The sequence below is a fragment of the Alkalibacterium iburiense genome (genome assembly GCF_039521845.1).
GTDB classification, from domain to species: Bacteria; Bacillota; Bacilli; order Lactobacillales; family Carnobacteriaceae_A; genus Alkalibacterium; species Alkalibacterium iburiense.
Window position 1 is genome coordinate 1 of record NZ_BAAACW010000152.1, and the last position, 4,428, is coordinate 4,428.

At 37.1% G+C, this 4,428-nt stretch carries 4 protein-coding genes; all 4 read right to left on the reverse strand.

The window, feature by feature from the left end; all coding sequences use genetic code 11:
* Nucleotides 1-64: 64 nt before the first annotated feature.
* Nucleotides 65-403 (reverse strand): GntR family transcriptional regulator, encoded by a 339-nt coding sequence (locus tag ABDZ53_RS11660; RefSeq protein ID WP_343756717.1) that lies wholly within the window; start codon nucleotides 401-403, stop codon nucleotides 65-67.
* Nucleotides 404-785: 382 nt separating this feature from the next.
* A complete protein-coding gene (gene spxB, locus ABDZ53_RS11665; protein WP_343756719.1) occupies nucleotides 786-2,573 on the reverse strand; it encodes a pyruvate oxidase in 1,788 nt (595 codons plus the stop codon).
* Nucleotides 2,574-2,692: 119 nt separating this feature from the next.
* Complete coding sequence (locus ABDZ53_RS11670; protein WP_343756721.1) at nucleotides 2,693-3,289, reverse strand: SEC-C metal-binding domain-containing protein; 597 nt, start codon at nucleotides 3,287-3,289, stop codon at nucleotides 2,693-2,695.
* Nucleotides 3,290-3,528: 239 nt separating this feature from the next.
* A complete protein-coding gene (locus tag ABDZ53_RS11675; protein WP_343756723.1) occupies nucleotides 3,529-4,206 on the reverse strand; it encodes a Fic family protein in 678 nt (225 codons plus the stop codon).
* Nucleotides 4,207-4,428: the final 222 nt, after the last annotated feature.

Consider the following 4,428-nt stretch of genomic DNA (forward strand, 5'->3'; position numbering starts at 1 on the left):
ATCCTATTTGGGAATATCATACCTTCGAACAGGAATAATCTGATTTTTCATAGAACTTTTGGCATTACCTCCATTGAATTAATTCTTCCTTACTAATATTTAATTGCTTGGCTTCTTCTACAAAGTCAGGCAGTATTTTTTCTTCAAACTGTTTTCTTCGTTTGTTTAAAATAATACTTTTTGCCTCTGCTGTAACGAACATCCCTAAGCCTCGTTTTTTATACAAAATGCCTTGATCGACTAATTCATTTAAACCCTTCCCTGCAGTTGCCGGATTGACATTCATTGATTTAGAAAATTCATTCATTGACGGCACCTTATCTTCAGCCGTTAAACGATTGCTGATGACTTCATTTTCAATAAACTGTGAAATTTGTAAATAAATCGGAATCGATGTATCCAATAAAAAGCCCTCCTCTGGCTTGCTCGGTCGAATGGTTAGTTAGTACACTAACTAACCCATGGCCTAACTATATATGAGATTAAAATAATTTGCAAGTAGTTTGTAAGACTTTTTATTTTAAAAGCAGCTTTTACCTTCAGACTCAAACATTATTTTAAATAGTTTAGTGACTTATATTCGATTGGTAACGACTAATTAATGAGTATCCAACTAGCAATTGCTAAAATATAAAAGAAGAGATAATGGGAGGCGAATCGAATGACAAATGTAGATATTTCTAAATGGATTGAAATGAATAGTAAGAAAATACATCTTCATTAAAAAAACCACTATCTGTAAATATTTCTGACAGATAGTGGCTTCTTTTGATTATATTTAATTATTAAGATGATTGAGCGACTTTAGATTCAAGGCCTTCAGCGTTTAAGAATGCACTGAATGGCACTAATTCTTCAGCTTCATATTTGTCTTTATAGGCTTTGATTTTCTCATCACTATACAAAGCAGGGTCTAATTCTAGGTTTTCAACTGGTATAGGACGGTCTTTTGTAATTTTAGCATCAATGACTACCGTGCGACCTTCTTTAGAAGCTTTAACGGCCTCAGCCACCACTTGATCGATATCTTCAATACGTCTGACTGTGAAGCCAACTGCTCCTTGTGCCTCTGCAATTTTAGCGTAGTCTACTTCTGTAAAATCCGTACCAAAGGTGTTTTCGTTGGTATCTTCATATTTGTTCTTGATGAATCCATATTCCGTATTCGCGAATACGACGTTAATCACTGGGAGGTTGTAAACAACGTTCGTGACGACATCTGGATAATTCATTGAAAACGCACCGTCTCCCATCAGGTTCCAGACTTGACGGTTAGGATAAACATTCTTAGCGGCAATTCCACCCGGAAGGGCAATCCCCATAGTCGCAAACAAGGGAGACGTTCTCCACATATTCTTTGGAGTCATGTGTAAATGACGGATAGATGTTTGAGTCGAATTCCCCACATCAATAGAATAAATGGCATCCTCATCGGCATGTTTATTGATGGCATGATAAACTTGATAAAGCTGTAACGGTCCACTTTCTTTTGTTTCTAGCTTAGTCATGTAGTCTCGCCAGTTTTGAATATTTTTCAAGTTAGCTCGCCACCATGCTGAATTCTCAACCGGTGTTACTTTTTTAAGCAAGGACTGTACGGCTTCTCCCGCATCCCCAAGAATAGCCACGTCTGGATTGTGACGTTTACCGAGATTGGCCGGGTTGTTATCAATCTGGATAAAGTGTTCAATATTTGAGAACGTCCCCTCCACTTCCGCAAAAGGGAAATTAGAACCAACGAACAGAACGGTATCTGCTTCCTTTACCGCTTCATTAGCTGGTTTCCAGCCTACTCGGTAAGTGGAACCCGTCAACCCTTCAAAGTCATAATCGAACGTTTCAAAGTTTTTACCTGTTGTGATAATCGGTGCTTTGATTTTACGAGATAATTCTTGAACAGCTGGACCGTGTCCCATCGTTCCAATTCCCGCATAAATAACTGGACGTTTGGAATGATTTAGTAATTCAACAGCTGCATCAACATCTTTTTCATTAATTGCAGAAGAAACAAAATCACGGTAACTGTGACCCGAAGAATAGAAGGCATCCCTGTCCATTTTTTTGAAACCGAAATCACCTGGGACTTCAAGGACGGCTACGCCACGCTTAGAAATGGCTGTGCGAATAGCATCGTCTATCATTTTGGGTAATTGTTCAGCGTAGGCGACCCGACGATTGTACACGGCAATATGATCGTACATTGGATTTTGATTCAGCTCTTGAAACGCGTCCATATTCAATTCTTTTTGAGGACGCGATCCTAAAATAGCTAAAACAGGTGTATTATCCATCGCTGCATCATACAGTCCGTTGATTAAGTGAGATGCACCTGGACCACCCGATCCTACACAGACCCCTAACTTTCCACCAAATTTCCACTGCATCACAGCTGCCATTGATCCCACTTCTTCATGTTTGACTTGAATAAAATCAATATCTGTCTCTTCTTGTTCTCCTAAGGCTTCCATTAAGGGAGCTAAAGTCCCGGAAGGAATCCCATAAATGGTATCTATCCCCCATCCCGCCATCACTTTCAATGAAGCTGTACTCACTTTAATCTTATTGTTATCCACTTTAAAAACTCCTTTAAAAGATTTGTTTCAAAAAATAACCTTTAAACTATTGTACCACTACCATCGAAATAAAAACGGCATGCCGCTTTTAGATGGGCATACCGTTTTATTCATTACATTTAAGCTAAACAACATTTCTTATATTTTTTCCCACTACCGCACGGGCATGGCTCATTTCGACCAATTTTATTAACGATTCGTTGTTGTACTTTTTTCTTTCTTCGAGATCTGATTGAAAAAGGAGCCGTTCGAATAGGTCGACTATCTTCTTTAACGACAGAATCAGCTTTAGCTTGGACAGGTTCATTTTTAGTCGCAACCTCACTCACTTTTTCTGCAACTTCTGCTGGCATTGAAAATGAAACATCTTCTTCATTAGCAGCAACGTATAGAAGTCCTTTTTCAACTGCTGAAGCAACACCCTCACTTTGCAAGTCAGTGTCTTCAGCGGTCTCGTTAGCGATTCCTTTTAAAGTCTCTAACTGTTTCTCGTCAAAGTCTGACACGCACTCATCAAGTGAGTTTTTAATACTATCAGCGATGACTTCTATCATTTGCGTTTTATTCCAGCTTTTTTTAACATCAAAGGCATTTAACTCTGCCAATTTAAGTAAACTGGGCTTCGTATAAGCTTCCAAGCTAGCTTCTAACGTCTTCTCCTTTGGAAGACCTTTAAGTACTAAGCCATCTAACCTCTCTCCAACTACATCTAACATTACAAAATTCTCCTAACCATTTCCTATTTACTTTTTCTATTCAGGACACGAGCATTCATTCAATTCTTTGTGCGTTTACCTTGAATAAAAGCCTTTGTTATTATACTACAAATCAAGTCAAATGAAAAATGGATGGAAACTGAAGTATCTTAATTGATATCTTTTACTTATATTACCCCTATTGGATGGTAAGGTCAGCCTCGATTTTGATTACTTAGTTAGTTCACGAGAGTGCACACTTAATCAGCAGTAAAATGTTCCATTCTCTCTTTTTCATAATGAATTGATTGTAGAAATAGTTTAGATAATGACGCACTGTCTTGATTGGCTAAAGACTGAATGTATATTGCTCTATTATTGCTATTTATGACAACAGGTACTCCAAACTCTATTAAAGCTTGATACATCAAAACCATACGTCCTGTCCGCCCGTTCCCGTCTGAAAAAGGATGGATTCGCTCAAACAGGATATGTGATTCGGAAAGTATAGTGAGCTTATCTTCTGTAGATTTTGCATGTTCTAATTGATAAATTGTATTATCTACCCATTGGGTCATTAGTAGAGGTGTTTCTTCTGGCGTAGCCGTTCTAAACTCAGCACCCACAATGGCATTTTGAGTGCTTTTGAATTTACCTCTTTCATGGTGTAGACGATCAAGTAATAAGGAGTGAATTTTTTTTATTATAGGAATACTTAGCTTTTCTGAATGAGCGTATAATTTAAAAACATAATGAAAAGCTTCTTTATGATTTTCAATTTCATAAAATTCACGAATACTCTTATTGCCTGGAGTTGTACCTTCTATAATAATCGATACCGTCTCTGGTAATGTAATCGTATTTCCCTCAATAGCACTATTATGATAGGCCATTCGAACGAGGATATCATTCATATAATCTTCTGGAAGCCCAGTCATTGTGATCACTCATTTCTTTCTAAGTAATGGTTCTCCTAATCATTAGTATAACATTATTAAGTGTACTTTTTGATGATTAGTAATATACAATTGAACTATTTGAGTAGTAATACCATATGCCTCAATAAGTTAAACAGACTAATATAAATTAGCAGTCATCATGCTTTGAATCAAACTACTCATACACCTATTTATTTAATGTATTAAGAATAACCAGTCAAT